At 28.8% G+C, this 15471-nt stretch carries 12 protein-coding genes; all 12 read left to right on the top strand.

Annotated elements, in window-relative coordinates; genetic code table 11:
* Window positions 1–21: 21 nt before the first annotated feature.
* The 12 genes from H8S20_RS02900 (at window position 22) to H8S20_RS02845 (ending at window position 15429) form a co-directional block, all read left to right on the top strand.
* Window positions 22–1533 (top strand): bifunctional metallophosphatase/5'-nucleotidase, encoded by a 1512-nt coding sequence (locus H8S20_RS02900; RefSeq protein ID WP_186859236.1) that lies wholly within the window; start codon window positions 22–24, stop codon window positions 1531–1533.
* 195 nt (window positions 1534–1728) lie between these two features.
* Window positions 1729–3402: a hydroxylamine reductase gene (gene hcp, locus H8S20_RS02895; RefSeq protein ID WP_032119796.1), complete on the top strand. Its 1674-nt coding sequence runs from the start codon at window positions 1729–1731 to the stop codon at window positions 3400–3402.
* Window positions 3403–3665: 263 nt separating this feature from the next.
* Window positions 3666–4223, top strand: coding sequence for a hemerythrin domain-containing protein (locus H8S20_RS02890; RefSeq protein ID WP_032119795.1), 558 nt, complete (start codon window positions 3666–3668; stop codon window positions 4221–4223).
* A gap of 71 nt (window positions 4224–4294) precedes the next feature.
* Window positions 4295–4480 carry a DUF1858 domain-containing protein gene (locus tag H8S20_RS02885; RefSeq protein WP_032119794.1) on the top strand — a complete coding sequence of 62 codons (186 nt, stop codon included), beginning with the start codon at window positions 4295–4297 and terminating at the stop codon, window positions 4478–4480.
* Window positions 4481–4578: 98 nt separating this feature from the next.
* Entirely contained in the window at window positions 4579–6306 is a 1728-nt protein-coding gene (gene hcp, locus H8S20_RS02880) for a hydroxylamine reductase (RefSeq protein WP_032119793.1), read from the top strand.
* A gap of 309 nt (window positions 6307–6615) precedes the next feature.
* Window positions 6616–7452 carry a BglG family transcription antiterminator LicT gene (gene licT / locus H8S20_RS20770; protein WP_032119792.1) on the top strand — a complete coding sequence of 279 codons (837 nt, stop codon included), beginning with the start codon at window positions 6616–6618 and terminating at the stop codon, window positions 7450–7452.
* A 135-nt stretch (window positions 7453–7587) separates the two neighbouring features.
* Window positions 7588–9432, top strand: coding sequence for a beta-glucoside-specific PTS transporter subunit IIABC (locus tag H8S20_RS02870; RefSeq protein WP_032119791.1), 1845 nt, complete (start codon window positions 7588–7590; stop codon window positions 9430–9432).
* A gap of 22 nt (window positions 9433–9454) precedes the next feature.
* A complete protein-coding gene (locus H8S20_RS02865; RefSeq protein WP_032119790.1) occupies window positions 9455–10882 on the top strand; it encodes a 6-phospho-beta-glucosidase in 1428 nt (475 codons plus the stop codon).
* 295 nt (window positions 10883–11177) lie between these two features.
* Window positions 11178–12806 carry a glycoside hydrolase family 13 protein gene (locus tag H8S20_RS02860; protein WP_186859235.1) on the top strand — a complete coding sequence of 543 codons (1629 nt, stop codon included), beginning with the start codon at window positions 11178–11180 and terminating at the stop codon, window positions 12804–12806.
* Between the two features lie 173 nt (window positions 12807–12979).
* The gene (locus H8S20_RS02855; RefSeq protein ID WP_032119788.1) at window positions 12980–13666 is read left to right on the top strand and encodes a response regulator transcription factor; all 687 of its coding nucleotides are present in this window, start codon (window positions 12980–12982) and stop codon (window positions 13664–13666) included.
* A gap of 76 nt (window positions 13667–13742) precedes the next feature.
* Entirely contained in the window at window positions 13743–14660 is a 918-nt protein-coding gene (locus tag H8S20_RS02850; protein WP_032119787.1) for an ABC transporter ATP-binding protein, read from the top strand.
* Window positions 14653–15429: a hypothetical protein gene (locus H8S20_RS02845; protein WP_032119786.1), complete on the top strand. Its 777-nt coding sequence runs from the start codon at window positions 14653–14655 to the stop codon at window positions 15427–15429. Before H8S20_RS02850 ends, H8S20_RS02845 begins: the two co-directional genes overlap by 8 nt.
* The last annotated feature ends 42 nt before the right edge of the window (window positions 15430–15471 follow it).

Genomic DNA, 15471 nt, shown 5'->3' with positions numbered 1-15471 from the left:
TTTATTTGAAGGGAGACACAAATGAAATTAGCAATATATCAAACAAGTGATTTACATGGTTATGTTTATCCTACTAATTATGTTAAAGATATGGATCTTGGGATTCTTAAGATAGGGAGTTATATATTAAAAGACGAAAAGAATTATGATGCATCTTTAAAAGTTGACTGTGGAGATTTAATTCAAGGATCAGCTTTAGCTCATTATTTATCTAAAAGAAAAATAGAAAAAAATCCTCTAATTCAAGGTTTAGAGTTTATAGGATATGACGCCTATGTTATTGGTAATCATGAGTTTAATTATGGTAAGGATTATTTAATTAACTCTTATAAAGAGGTAGAAAATAAAATAATAAATGCTAATATTGAAGGGTTATCTCTTGAAACCAAGCCTTATAAGATATTTGATTATAGTGGATTTAAGATTGGATGTATTGGATTTACAACATCATTTATACCAAATTGGGAACATGAAAATAATATTAATGGAGTAACTTTCCTAGATCCTGTTGAAGTTTATGGAAAGTATGAAAAAGAGCTAAAAGAAAAAGCAGATTTTATAGTTGTTTGTTATCATGGAGGCTTTGAAAAGAGTTTAGATGGGACTAATACTCCAACAGAAAAGTTAACTAAAGAAAATCAAGCAAGTGAACTTTTAGAAAAGTATGATTCAATAGATATGGTATTAAGCGGACATCAACATAGATCTTTTATCACGAAGATTAATGGAGTGGTTTGTGCACAACCATTACATAATGGACAAAACTTTACTAAGATTGTATTAGATACTGAAAGTAAAGAAGCATCTTATGAATTAATTGACGTATCTAAGTTGAATGATGAAATTAATGAAGAAATAGAAAAGATATTTAATAATGTTCAGCTTGAATTAGAAGATTATCTAAACAATGAAATTGGAGAATTTGATAAAGATATACTTATGGATGATATCTTTATAGCAAGATTAAAAGGACATCCGTTTATAAACTTCTTACATCAAGTACATCTAGATGTTTCAGGTGCAGATTTTTCAGCGTTATCATTATTTGATTCAGCTATTGGCTTTAAAAAGAATGTTTCAATTAGAGATGTTTTAATTAATTATCCATATCCAAATACATTAATGGTGTTAAAGATAAGTGGACATAAATTAAAAGAAGCTATAGAAAAAGCTGCTACATATTTTGTTGTAGAAGATAATGAAGTAAAAATAAGTACTGGATTCCTTGTTCCTAAGGTTCAAAATTATAATTACGATACTTTTGGTGGATTAACTTATGAAATAGATTTATCAAAGGAGTTTGGCAATAGAGTAGTATCTATGAAGAAGGATGGTAAGGAAATTGATTTAAATAAAGAATATACTATAGTTTTAAATAACTATCGTGCAACTAATACTTCAATATATCCTGCGTATGAAAATGCAAAGGTAGTTAAAGAAATAAATGTAGATATAAGTGAATTAATAATAAATTATTTCCAAGAAAATAAAAAAATTAAAGTTCTGGATGAAAGTAATTACACAATTAAATAAAAAAATAATACACGCTAAAGTACAAAGTGAATGTCGATAATGATTCTGTTTCTATACGAAAGAAGAATTATTATCGACATTTATATTTTTTATTTAATATTATAAAAAGGTTTGAAGTAAATTAGTTACGTAGGCATATTTAAAAAGAAATTAGGGAATTATATTTATAGAGAATATTAATTGGAGGTATAGGTTATGGAAAACAATATGGCGTTGGAATATCCAATGTTTTGTTATCAATGTGAACAGACTGCAGGGGGAAAGGGATGCACAAAGCTAGGTGTATGTGGCAAGACTCCAGAAGTAGCAGCACTTCAGGATTTACTTATTTATCAAGCAAAAGGAATAAGCTGCTATGCAAAAGAGATAATTGAAAAGGGAGAGAATTTAGATAAAGATATAGTAAGTTTTATTGAAAATACTTTATTTACTACATTAACAAATGTGAATTTTGATGCAGATGTTCATGTAGAAATGCTTAAACAATCACAAAAGATAAAGGAAGTTTTGAGAAAAAGAGTAGGAAAGATTAAAAATGATACAGAACATGCTACATACAATTTAAGCAGTACAAAATCAGAAATGCTAGAAGATGCTAAAAAAGCAGGAATAATGTATGATCAAGATTTAGATCCTGATATTCGTTCCTTAAGACAAACGATAGTGTATGGGCTCAAAGGAATAAGTGCTTATGGCCATCAAGCGAGAGAACTTGGATATTATGATGACCAAGTAGATAATTTTTATGCAAGAGCATTAGAAGCTACATGCAATGATAGTTTAGGTGTAGAAGAACTAATAAGATGGACGATGAGAACTGGGGATATGAGTGTAGCAGTTATGAAGAAATTAGATGAAGCAAATACTACAGTTTATGACAATCCATCACCCCATAAAGTAAATGTTCATGTAAAAAAAGGACCATTTATAATAGTGTCAGGACATGATTTGAAAGATTTAGAAATGTTGTTAGAACAGACTGAAGGTAAGGGAATAAATATTTATACCCATGGTGAAATGATACCTAGCCATGGCTATCCAGGACTAAAAAAATATTCTCATCTTGTAGGGAATTTTGGTGGTGCCTGGCAAGATCAACAAAAAGAGTTTGATAATATACCTGGATGTATACTTATGACTACTAACTGTCTTATGAGACCAAGAGACACATATAAGGACAGAATTTTTTCAACAAGTGTAGTAGGCTGGGATGGAGTTAAACATATAGGAAAAAATAAAGATGGTAAAAAAGATTTTACTGAAATCATAAATAAAGCTTTAGATCTTGGTGGATACGAAGAAGATCAAGAACCACATGAAATATTAGTAGGATTTGGTCATCATGCAACTTTAAGCAATGCAGAGGCAATAGTTAATGCAGTTAAGGATGGAAAGATAAGACACTTCTTCTTGATTGGTGGATGTGATGGGGCAAGACCAGGTAGAAATTACTACACAGAATTTGCAAAGAAGGTTCCTGAGGATTGTATAATACTAACCTTAGCTTGTGGAAAATATAGATTTAATAAATTAGACTTTGGAGAAGTTGCAGGATTACCAAGACTTTTAGATGTAGGACAATGTAATGATGCTTATTCAGCAGTTAGAATCGCAACAGCACTTGCAGATGCTTTTGGAACAGATGTTAATGGATTACCATTATCAATAATTTTATCTTGGTACGAACAAAAAGCTGTGGCAGATTTACTAGCATTATTATCATTAGGCATAAAAGGAATATACTTAGGTCCTTCACTTCCTGCATTTTTAAGTCCTAATGTACTTCAATATTTAGTTGATACTTTTGATTTAAAACCTATAAGTACAGCGGATGATGATTTAAAGAGTTGCTTAAAGCAAGAAATATAAAAAAATTTACGGCTTTGTTAGATTAAAATATCTAACAGAGCCTATTTTATTTTTAGAAAATTATAATTATGTGAAAAGTATGAGGGAGTGAAAATAATAGTATATATAAAATGCACATTATTTTTTTATAGTAACAAATGTTACAGTGTTTTAATGAAAGATGGTATATTATATGAAATGTAGTCGCTAGTAATAAAGGATAAAGTTTAAATATAAATAAGATTAAAGTTATAAATATAAAGTTAGAAAGTGAGGCAGAAAATATGAATGCTATAGAAGTAATGAATAATGAACATGAAAATATAAGTAGAATGCTTAAGATAGTAAGAATTTGTTGTTTTAAAGTTTTAAAAGATGAAGAAGTTAATTATGAGGATTTCGATAAAATGTTAGAGTTTATAGTTGAGTATGCGGATAAACATCATCATAGAAAAGAGGAAGATATACTTTTTGATAAAATGGTAAAACACTTAGGTGGAACAGCAGAAAAAGTAGTTAAAACGGGAATGCTTGTGGAACATGATTTAGGAAGATTGTATATTAAAGATTTTAGCAGAGCGTTAGAAAATGTTAAAAATGGAAATGAAGAATCAAAGCTAGATCTTATAGCAAATGCTATTTCTTATACGCATCTTTTAGAGAGACATATAGATAAAGAAGATAGAGTAATTTATAAATATGCTGAAAGAGAGTTAGAATCAAGTATTTTAGATTTAGTTAATGAGGAATGTATAGAATTTGAACTTAAAAATAATGATATTAAAGAAAAAAGTATAGATATCTTAGAGGAACTAGAAAGAGAGTATATTGAAGAAGTATAAGGTAAAGTATTGGTAACAATTACAAAAGTACTATTAATAAATAATTTGAAAATATAAGGAGTAGATGAATTATGATAAATAAAGATATGACAATAGGTGAAATTTTAGATATAAATTTTAAAGCAGCAGAAGTATTAATGAGTTTTGGGATGGGGTGCTTGGGATGTCCATCAGCAAGAGTTGAGTCATTAGAACAAGCTTGTAGTATTCACGGATTAAATTTAGATGATGTAGTAGAAAAATTAAATAATTTATAAAATAAAATTTAACTTTGTAACAAGTGTTACAGACCAATTATTAAATAGAATGTAAAATGTGTATATAATATAAATATTTTAATTTTGGAGGAATAGAAATGGAAAATAAAATGTTTTGCTTTCAATGTCAAGAAACAGCTGGATGTACAGGTTGCACTAAGTTTGGAGTATGTGGAAAAAGCCCAGAGCTCGCAAATATGCAGGATTTATTGATATATGTTACTAAAGGTTTATCAGAAGTAACAACAAGATTAAGAAAAGAAGGAAAAACAATAAAAAAAGAAATAAATAATTTTATAACTTTAAATCTTTTTACAACAATAACTAATGCAAATTTTGATAATGAAGTATTTTATAGTAGAGTAAAAGAAACTTTAAGAATAAAGACAGAGTTAATAGCTAAATTAGATAATAAAGAAAATTTATCAGAAGCTGCTTTATGGGATGCTTATTCAAATGAAGAAATGGATAAGAAGGCTGGCTTATTAGAAAAGATAAAAAATGTAGTAAGTGGAACTAAAGAAGTTAAATCATTAGAATTGATATTAAAAGAAAAGTCAAATAGTGGTGAAGTTGGAGTTCTTGCAACTAAGGATGAAGATATAAGAAGCTTAAGAGAACTTATAACTTATGGATTAAAGGGATTATCAGCATATTCTAAACATGCTAATGTTTTAGGTTATGAGGATGAAACAGTAGATGCATTTATGCAAGAAACTTTAGCTAAGCTTTTAGATGACTCATTAACTATTAATGAACTTATTGCTTTAACTTTAGAGACAGGTAAAGTAGGGGTAGATGGTATGGCTTTATTAGATAAAGCTAATACTGAAACTTATGGAAACCCAGAAATAACTAAGGTTAATATAGGGGTAGGAAAAAATCCAGGTATATTAGTATCAGGACATGACTTAAAGGATATAGAAGAGTTATTAATTCAAACTGAAGGAACAGGAGTAGATGTTTATACTCATTCTGAAATGTTACCAGCTCACTACTATCCAAACTTAAAGAAGTACAAGCATTTAGTAGGTAACTATGGAAATGCATGGTGGAAACAAAGAGAAGAATTTGAAAGCTTTAACGGACCAATTTTAATGACTACTAACTGTATAGTACCACCAAAGAATGAAAGCTATAAAGAAAGAATGTATACAACAGGTGCTGCTGGATTTGAAGGTTGTGTTCATATAGAAGCTGATGAAAATGGTAAAAAAGATTTCTCAGCAATAATTGAACAAGCGAAAAAGTGTAATCCTCCAACAGAAATTGAGCAAGGTGAAATTATAGGTGGATTTGCTCATGCACAAGTATTAGCATTAGCAGATCAGGTTGTTGAAGCTGTTAAAACTGGAGCTATAAAGAAATTCTTTGTTATGGCTGGATGTGACGGAAGAGCTAAATCAAGAAACTACTATACAGATTTTGCTAAGGCACTTCCAAAAGATACAGTAATATTAACAGCAGGATGTGCAAAATATAAATATAACAAGTTAGATCTTGGAGATATAAATGGAATTCCAAGAGTATTAGATGCTGGACAATGTAACGATTCATACTCACTAGCTTTAATAGCTTTAAAGCTAAAAGAAGTATTTGAGTTACAAGACATAAATGAATTACCAATAGCTTTTAACATTGCATGGTATGAACAAAAAGCTGTAATAGTATTATTATCACTACTATATTTAGGAGTTAAGAATATTCATTTAGGACCAACTTTACCAGCATTCCTATCACCAAATGTAGCTAAAGTACTTGTTGAAAACTTTGGAATTGGTGGAATAACAAACGTTGAAGATGATTTAAAAATGTTTTTAGAATAATTAATACTATAGGAAATAACAAATAATTTGATTTTTAGCCTTAGGTAACTTATATTAAGTTCTTAAGGCTAAGTAATTTTTTAGTTAATATAGTATTTTTATTTAATAAAAAATAATAATTTAAAAATATTATTGTCAGAATATATTTTATATGATAGTATGTAAACATAAACATGATTTGAATATTGTTAGATTGTTACTGGTTAAGCAGGCAAAACTTTAACTTTTAGTATATAGGCTTTAAATAGATGTATACTATCATTAGTTATTGTTTTGTTTGCTTTTTTTGATGTAAAGGAGGTTATTTAAATTAGAATAGAAAAAATCTTAAATAATAATGTTGTTACGTCTATAAATGATAATAATGAAGAAATAATTGTTATGGGAAAAGGTATTGCTTTCAAAAAGAAAGTAAAAGACATAATTGTGGAAGAAAATATTGAAAAGATATTTACATTATCTAATCCTAATATAAATAATAAATTTATTGATCTAGTAAGCAATATACCTTTAGAGTATACTGTAATTTCTGAAAAGATAATAAGATATGCAAAAGAGAAAACGGGAAAAAAATTTAATGAAAGTATATACATATCTTTAACTGATCATATATATAACGCTATTGAAAGACATAGACAAGGTATTATAGTTACTAATGGATTAAGTTGGGAAACTAAAAGATTATACTCAGAAGAGTATGAGGTAGGGTTAGAAGCTTTAGAAATTATAAAAAAAGAATTTGATATTAATTTAGCGGAAGATGAGGCAGCTTTTATAGCATTACACTTTGTAAATGCAAACCTTAATGAAGAGATGCCTATACTTATGGGGATTACTAAATTGATTCAAGAAATATTAAATATAGTTAAATATAATTTTAATATAGAATTTGATTTAGATTCTTTAAGCTATTATAGATTTGTTACTCATTTAAAGTTTTTTGCACAAAGACTTTTCAATAATAAAATAAATGATAATAACGAAGAAAATGATTTATTTGAGATGGTAAAAGATAAGTATTGTGAAGCGTATAAATGTGTAATAAAAATTCAAAAGTTTATATTAGAAAGATATAAATATGATTTATCTAAAGAAGAAATGCTATATTTAATAATCCATATTCAAAAGTTAATAAGTAATAATTAGGATTATTATCAAGATATAAATATTATTTTAAAGGGGTGATTAAAGTATCAGAGAAATATCTGGTACGAAAATTCAGGATTGTTACTGGTAATGCAGGCAAAACCTTCGATAAAAAAACATATTGGAGGAGAAAAAATGAAATTTGAACAAATAGCAAAAGAAGTGTTGGAAAATGTTGGGGGCAAAGAGAATGTTGCTCACGTTACCCACTGTGTAACAAGGTTAAGATTTAATCTAAAAGATGAATCTAAAGCTAATGTTGACAAGATTAAGAAGATCAAGGGAGTAATGGGAAATGTAAACCAAGGTGGTCAGTTCCAAGTTATTATTGGAAATAATGTATCAGATGTTTACAAAGAGCTTATGAAGTTAGGAAATTTTAAATCAACAAACGAAGATGTTAAAGGTCCTAAAAAGGGTATTATGACATCTGCAATGGATACTATAGCAGGAATATTTACCCCAGTTATACCTGCTATTGCTGGTTGTGCTATGATAAAGGCATTCTTAAGTTTATTTGTGGCCTTTGGATGGATTTCAACAGAAACACAAACTTATTATATTTTAAACTTTATAGGAGATGCGGCATTCTTCTTTTTACCAATTTTATTAGCATATACAGCAGCCATTAAATTTAAGGCTTCACCATACTTAGCAATGGTTATGGGGGCAGTGTTATTACATCCGAATTTTTCAGCATTAGTAAGTGCTGGAGACCCGGTTGCCTTTTTTGGATTACCAGTTAGGCTTGTTAAATATGGCTCATCAGTTATTCCGATAATACTTATAGTTTGGTTAATGTCTTATGTTGAAAGAGTTGTAATTAAGATAGTACCTAAGGCCTTAAGAGTAGTATTTGTACCACTTTTAGTTATTGTTGTTACTGCACCAATTGGATTAATTGCTATTGGACCTTTAGGAGATATTATTGGTGGTGTATTAGCTAATATAATAATGACTATTGATAGTAAAGCAACTTGGGCGCTTCCATTAATTATGGGTGGATTATCACCATTATTAGTAATGACAGGTATGCATTATAGCCTTTACCCAGCTATATTTACTCAATTAGCTACTTCAGGATATCAAACAATTTTTCCAGGGATGTTAGTAGCTAATGTTTGCCAAGGTGCAGCAGCATTATGTGTTAGCGTAAAGAGTAAAAATTCAGATCTTAAACAATTAGCAGCATCAACTGGTGCAACAGCTGTAATTGGAATTACTGAACCTGCTATGTATGGTGTCAATTTAAAACTTAAAAAGCCTTTTTATGCAGTGTTAGCTGGTGGGGCAATTGGTGGTCTTTATGCAGGTATAACAGGAGTAAAAGTATTTACTCCAGGTGGTGCTGCTTTAGTAGGAGTTCCAGCGTACATAGGACCAGAAATTTCTAACATTATTAATATATTAATTGCTTCTGCTATAGGGTTTGTTGTTACTTTTGCATTAACTTGGATTTTAGGTTTTGAAGACGAGGTTGAAGAGACAGAAGAATTAGAAGAAAATACAGATATTAAACCTTTAAAAAATAAAATTTCTATAATGAGTCCTATAAATGGTGAAGCAGTTCCATTATCTTCAGTAAATGACTTAACTTTTGCAGAGGAAATCATGGGAAAAGGTATTGCTATAATACCAACAGAAGGTAAAGTGGTTTCACCTATAAATGGTACAGTTGAAATGGTATTTAATACTAAACATGCAATAGGTTTAAAATCAGATGATGGTGCCGAAATTTTAATTCATATAGGTTTAGATACAGTAAAACTTGAAGGAGAACATTTTAATGTCTTTGTTAAAAATGGAGATAGAGTTAATGTAGGAGACAAGTTAGTAGAATTTGATAAGGACGCTATAAAAAACAAAGGATATGATGTTATAACACCAATAATTGTTACTAATACGATGGATTACTTAGAAGTTATGGCGAGCAATGTAGAGTCAGTAAAACAAGGTGATGAGATAATAACAGTATTATAATTAGAAGCTGGAGGAATTAGTTATGAATATTAATATAGATAAATTTCCAGAAAACTTTTTATGGGGCGGAGCCGTAGCAGCTAATCAATGTGAAGGAGCATGGAATGTTGGCGGTAAGGGAATTAGCACTTCAGATGTTACAACAGCAGGTGCTTTAGGTGTTCCAAGAGAATTTACAGATGGTATTTTAGAAGGTAAGTATTATCCATCCCATGAAGCTATAGATTTTTATCATAGATATAAAGAAGATATAGCATTATTTGCGGAAATGGGCTTTAAGTGTTTTAGAACATCAATAGCTTGGACTAGAATATTTCCCCAAGGTGATGAATTAGAGCCTAATGAAGAAGGTTTAAAGTATTATGATGATTTATTTGATGAATGTTTAAAAAATGGAATAGAACCTATCGTAACAATTTCACACTATGAAATGCCTTATGGGTTAGTTGAAAAGTATGGTTCATGGAGAGATAGAAGATTAGTTGATTTTTATGTGAATTATTGCAATGTAATATTCAATAGATATAAAAATAAAGTTAAACATTGGATGACTTTTAATGAGATAAATGTAATAACACTTCATCCATTTATGTCAGCTGGAATTAAGATAAAAGAAAATGAAAAAAAAGAACAAGTAGTTTACCAAGCGGCACATCATCAATTTATTGCTAGTGCAAAAGCTGTTAAACTAGGGCATGAAATAAATCCTGATTTCAAAATTGGATGTATGCTTCTTTATCCACTAGCATATGCTGAAACTTGTAATCCAGATGATGTTTTAGCTGCAAATAATTTTATGAATAGACATTATTTCTTCAGTGATGTTCAAGCAAAAGGACGTTATCCACAATATATGAAACAATATTTCAAAAAAAATAATATTGAAATAAAGATGGAAGATAAAGATGAAGAAATACTAAAAGAAGGAACAGTAGATTTCATCGGATTTAGCTATTATATGACATTCGTTGTAAGTGGAGAAAATAATGGTAAAAAACTTACTGGTGGTAATATGATGAAAGGTATAAAAAATCCTTATCTTAAAGCTTCAGATTGGGGATGGCAAGTAGATCCAGTTGGATTTAGAATATCATTAAACAATCTTTATAACAGATATGAAATACCATTATTCTGTGTAGAAAATGGATTTGGAGCTGTTGATACAATAGAAGAGGATGGTTCAATTAATGATGACTATAGAATTGATTATTTAAAACAGCATATATCTGAAATGAAAAAAGCTATAACAATTGATGGAGTAGAAATGATAGGATATACTCCTTGGGGATGTATTGATTTGATCAGTGCTGGGACAGGAGAAATGAAAAAGAGATATGGATTTATCTATGTTGATAAAGATAATGAAGGTAATGGAACTCTTGAAAGAAGGAGAAAAAAATCATTTTATTGGTATAAAAAAGTTATTGAATCTAATGGAGAAATACTATAAAAATAAGTGGAACAAGTTTATTCTTGTTCCTTTTTTGTGAAAAATGATCTTGTTAATATTATTTGGATGAGTATAGATGGTATATATATTATTTATAATTTATAAATAATAGAAAAATTTTACACATAGGTAGAGTTTTTATGTATAATTACTATAAGGAATTAACTTAACAATAACTGAAAGTCCAACTTCAAATTTGGCGACTTAAAGTTACTCATACGAAGGTATGTGAGTAGTGAGTTTCCTTAATAAATTATTGTAAATAATTATATTTATTTAAGCGGAGGAGAGAATTATGGAAAGAAAATGGTGGCATAGTTCAGTAGTATATCAAATATATCCACGAAGCTTTAATGACAGCAATGGGGATGGGATAGGAGATATAAACGGAATAATAGAAAAATTAGATTATCTTAAGGAGTTAGGAATAGATGTAATATGGCTTAGTCCTGTTTATAAATCTCCAAATGATGATAATGGATATGATATAAGTGATTATTGCGATATCATGGATGAGTTTGGAACTATGGAAGATATGGACAAACTTTTAAGTGAAGCTAAGAATAGAAATATTAAGATTGTTATGGATTTAGTTGTTAATCATACATCTGATGAACATAAGTGGTTTATAGAGGCTAAAAAGTCTAAGGATAATGAATATAGGGATTATTATATTTGGAGAGATCCTGTTAATGGAAAAGAGCCAAATGATTTAGGATCATGTTTCAGTGGTAGTGCATGGCAATATGATGAAGAATCAGGACAATATTATTTACATTTATTTAGTAAGAAGCAACCAGATTTAAATTGGGAAAATGAAAAGGTTAGAAAAGAAGTTTATAATATGATGAATTTCTGGGTTGATAAAGGTATTGGTGGGTTTAGAATGGATGTTATAGATCTTATAGGTAAGGTACCAGATGATAGCATTACCGGAAACGGTCCCAAACTACATGAATACTTACAAGAAATGAATAAAGCTGCCTTAGAAGGAAATGATTTATTAACTGTTGGAGAAACATGGGGAGCTACTCCAGAAGTAGCTAAGCTTTATTCAAATCCAGAAAGAAATGAATTGAGCATGGTATTCCAATTTGAACATATAGGCTTAGATCAAATTGAAGGTAAAGAAAAGTGGGATGTGAAACCTTTAGATTTATTAGATTTAAAGAAAGTATTATCTAAGTGGCAAACAGAGCTTGATGGTGAAGGTTGGAATAGTTTATTCTGGAATAATCATGACCTTCCAAGAATAGTTTCAAGGTGGGGAAATGATAAAGAGTACAGAGTAGAAAGTGCTAAAATGCTTGCAACTCTTCTTCATGGAATGAAGGGAACCCCTTATATTTACCAAGGTGAAGAACTTGGAATGACAAATATAAGACTTGAAAATATTAATGAATATAATGATATTGAAACTTTAAATATGTATAAGGATAGAATTTCAAAGGGATATGCTCATGATGACATAATGAATTCTATTTATATTAAAGGAAGAGATAATGCTAGAACTCCAATGCAATGGGATGACTCAGAAAATTCAGGATTTACAACAGGAAAACCATGGCTTGCAGTTAATAGAAATTATAAAGATATAAATGCAAAAAAAGCATTAGAAGACAAAAACTCAATATTCCATCATTATAAGAAGCTTATAGATATAAGAAAGCATAATGATACGATAATTTATGGAGATTATAAGTTATTATGCCCAGAGGATAAGAATATTTTTGCTTATATAAGAGAATTAAATGAGGATAAGATATTAGTAGTTTGTAATTTCTATTGTGATGAAGTAAATTTTAAATTAAATCATGATTCTAATTTTGCAGAAATTTTATTAAGTAACTATAGTGATTCTAGTACATTACTAGAGAATTTAAAGTTAAGACCATACGAAGCTATAATGTATAGATTAAAATAATAATATAAAAAGTAGTAGGAGTAGATTTCATATAAACTATATTTTATTTAATAGTTTATATTTTAAGAGTTGAAACTACTATTTTTTTCTTTTATATAAAGATTAATATTTATTAACTTTGAAAAGTTATGTAAAATAAATGTATTATAGGAGAGAAAAGGGATGAGTATTATATGTGCAAAGGAAATATTTTAATCGTTGAAGATGATAATGATATAAATGCCTTACTATACGATATGGTGACGGATGATGGATATAAAGCTAAATCAGCATATTCAGGAACAGAAGCTTTAATATATTTAGAAAATGATAAATATGATTTGGTGCTACTAGATTTAATGTTGCCAGGGAAATCAGGGGACGAGCTTTTGAGCATAATTAGAGAAAAGAGTAATATGCCAATTATAATAATATCAGCAAAGGAAGAAAAGGGGTTAAAGGCTAAAATTTTAAGAGCTGGTGCAGATGATTTTATAAGTAAGCCCTTTGATATAGATGAAGTATTAGCTAGAATTGAAGTTAATATGAGAAGGTATTCAGGTAATATAGAAATTAAAAATGATAATAAGTATAAAGAAATAGAGATATTTCCTGAAAGTAGAGTAGTTAAAGTGAATGGACAAGAACTAACTCTTACTAGTATTGAGTTTGATATATTAGAGCTTATGGTTAAGTATCCTGACAAAGTATTTTCTAAAAACAATCTTTTTAGGAGCGTTTGGGGAGAAGATTTCCTTTGTGATGATAATACAATAACAGTACACATAAGTAATTTAAGAAATAAAATTAAAAAAGCTGGTGCTAAGGAAAGCTATATAAAAACCATATGGGGAATAGGATATAAATTAAATACGAATTAAGACTTTCTTAAGACTTTTTTAGAAGTTACTTAGAGTTCTATGTTTATCATAAAAGCATAGCGAAGGGGGAGTTTTAATGAAAAACTACATTGTAAAAACAAATAAGATATGTAAAAAATATAAAAGTAACTTTGTACTAAAAGATGTAAGTATAAATATTAAAAAAGGAGATATTTATGGGCTTATAGGTAAAAATGGTGCAGGAAAAACAACTTTGATGAGAATAATAGCAGGACTTATTTCAGAAACAAGTGGAGATTTAGAGCTATTTGAAGAAAATAAGTCTAAAATAAAAAATAGAAAAAGAATTGGGGTTTTAATAGAAACACCAGCATTTTTTGATGATATGGATGCTTATAACAACTTAGAGTATTTAAGGATATATAAAGGAATACCAGGGGAGAGCTGTGTAGAGGAAAAATTAAAGCTAGTTGGGTTAGAAAGTGTTGAAGGAAAGCTTATAAAAGATTACTCACTAGGTATGAAGCAAAAGCTTGGGCTAGCTATGGCACTTTTAGGAGATCCAGAGTTTTTAATTTTAGATGAACCAACTAATGGATTAGACCCAGTGGGAATAGTTAAAATGAGAGAGTTACTTAAAAAGCTTAATAGAGAAAAGGGGATAACAATCCTTATTTCAAGTCATATATTAAGTGAATTAAGTCAATTATCAACTACTTATGGAATAATGAATAGCGGAAGGTTAGTTGAAGAATTATCTATGGAAGAATTAAAAGAAAAATCAAAAATGGTTCTTGAAATAAAGGTAGATAATAGAGAAAAATGCACGTGGGTTTTAGAAAATATATTAAGTATTAATGATTATAAAGTTCTTAATGATAATATTATTAACATATATGAAGATTTAGATAAAGCTAGTATTATAACAAAGGAATTAGCTAAAGAAGATGTTTTAATTAGTCATATGGTTACAAGAGGCGAGAGCTTAGAAGATTATGTAGTGAATGTAATGGAGGGTAACTGTAATGGTTAATTTAATAAAATCAGATTTATATAGATTATTTAGAAGTAAAACATATAAAAGTTGTGCAATTGGAGCTTTAGGAGTAACTATTTTTGTTTTATCACTTGCTATTTTTACAGATGCAGAGCTGTGGATAATGGCTTTTACAAGTAATGGAGTAAGAAGAGGCTTTATGATAGGCTTGGAGCAAGGCGCTGCATTTAGGGATTTACTTATAAATGCTTTAGGTTCAGGAGCAGGTCTTTATATTATTGCAATAGTATTAACTTCTACTGCTATAATTTCAAGAAAAAGAAGTGGAATAATGAAAGCTACTGTTGCTTATGGATATGAAAGATGGAAGATATATTTATCACAAGTAATTTCATTAATAGTAGGTATATCAATATTAATAATTATAGTATTTTTATCTATATTATCAATAACATGTATTGTATTTAAAATATATAATATAGAATTATTGCTAATAGTTAAAGTCTTGATATTATATATAAGTGTAGTGGCAGCTACTGTAAGTGTATATGGATTTTTATCTACATTGATTCAAAACTCAGAAGTTATATCAGCTATAGCTATAGCTGAAATATTAGGATTAACTATGTTAGAACCAGCATTGTCAATTAAAATTACTAGCTTTATACCATACTCAATGATAAGAACTTTAGCTCAGGTACCGGAAAGTGTTGATTTTATATCATATTTGATAAAAGTATTCTTAATAATCATAATATCTACATTTTTGGGAATAATTATATTTAGTAAAAAAGAGATTAAGTAATTAAATTATAAATTTAGATTTTAACTTAGGAGGTAAGTAAAA

The sequence above is a fragment of the Clostridium hominis genome, assembly GCF_014287825.1.
In the GTDB taxonomy this organism is placed as follows: Bacteria; Bacillota; Clostridia; order Clostridiales; family Clostridiaceae; genus Clostridium; species Clostridium hominis.
The sequence above is the reverse complement of the archived record's forward strand: the minus strand, read 5'-3'. Positions and strand labels throughout refer to the sequence as shown.

Coding starts and splice junctions, on each gene's coding strand:
- H8S20_RS02900 (WP_186859236.1), top strand. CDS start 22: ATGAAATTAGCAATATATCAAACAAGTGATTTACATGGTTATGTTTAT.
- hcp (WP_032119796.1), top strand. CDS start 1,729: ATGGAAAACAATATGGCGTTGGAATATCCAATGTTTTGTTATCAATGT.
- H8S20_RS02890 (WP_032119795.1), top strand. CDS start 3,666: ATGAATGCTATAGAAGTAATGAATAATGAACATGAAAATATAAGTAGA.
- H8S20_RS02885 (WP_032119794.1), top strand. CDS start 4,295: ATGATAAATAAAGATATGACAATAGGTGAAATTTTAGATATAAATTTT.
- hcp (WP_032119793.1), top strand. CDS start 4,579: ATGGAAAATAAAATGTTTTGCTTTCAATGTCAAGAAACAGCTGGATGT.
- H8S20_RS02870 (WP_032119791.1), top strand. CDS start 7,588: ATGAAATTTGAACAAATAGCAAAAGAAGTGTTGGAAAATGTTGGGGGC.
- H8S20_RS02865 (WP_032119790.1), top strand. CDS start 9,455: ATGAATATTAATATAGATAAATTTCCAGAAAACTTTTTATGGGGCGGA.
- H8S20_RS02860 (WP_186859235.1), top strand. CDS start 11,178: ATGGAAAGAAAATGGTGGCATAGTTCAGTAGTATATCAAATATATCCA.
- H8S20_RS02855 (WP_032119788.1), top strand. CDS start 12,980: ATGTGCAAAGGAAATATTTTAATCGTTGAAGATGATAATGATATAAAT.
- H8S20_RS02850 (WP_032119787.1), top strand. CDS start 13,743: ATGAAAAACTACATTGTAAAAACAAATAAGATATGTAAAAAATATAAA.
- H8S20_RS02845 (WP_032119786.1), top strand. CDS start 14,653: ATGGTTAATTTAATAAAATCAGATTTATATAGATTATTTAGAAGTAAA.